Origin of the sequence: Streptomyces sp. P17, from assembly GCF_032436805.1 — a bacterium.
Classification (GTDB): domain Bacteria; phylum Actinomycetota; class Actinomycetes; order Streptomycetales; family Streptomycetaceae; genus Streptomyces.
In genome coordinates this window covers 1-525 of sequence record NZ_JAVRBF010000289.1, presented here as the reverse complement: position 1 = coordinate 525, position 525 = coordinate 1, and the positions used below count along the sequence as shown (strand labels likewise).

The following is a 525-nucleotide window of genomic DNA, read 5'->3' as shown; positions in this document are numbered from 1 at the left end:
CTCGCTGACCTGACTGACGCGGCGCTCGGGAATGCCGACGCGATGGCTCGCGTGAGGAGCCAGCTCGATGCGAGCAAGTCGGCGCTGGAGGGTCAGGTCCGCGCCAACGATGCTGCTATCGAGTCGATGCGAGCCAAGGGTGTGGCGACCGAGGATGAGCAGATCAAGTTGGCGGACCTCGTCCGCGAGAATGACAGACTGAAGTCGACGCTTTCCGACCGGGTTTCGCTCTCGGATGAGGTGACCTCCCGCCTCGCGGAGGAGTCGCAGCTCGTCGGGGATGCAGCCGCGAAGGCGGCGCAGATGGCGGAGGCGACCGAGGGGTCGACCGACGCCGCCAAGGACAACGAGAAGGCGCTACAGAAGCAAGCGGACGCCGCCCAACGATCGGCAGAGGCGCAGAAGGAGCTGCTGGAGGCGACACAAGCGTACGGGAATGAGCTGCTGAAAATGTCCGGGTCGCAGATCGCGGTCGAAAAGTCGATTGCGAGCTTGGCCGAACAGGTAAAGAAGGGCGAAAAGGGC

General features: G+C 64.4%; 1 protein-coding gene. It reads left to right on the top strand.

Features of this window, described 5'->3' with window-relative positions; all coding sequences use genetic code 11:
* On the top strand, window positions 1-525 hold a 525-nt coding region (locus tag RMT89_RS40915; protein ID WP_315888828.1), incomplete at both ends, for a hypothetical protein.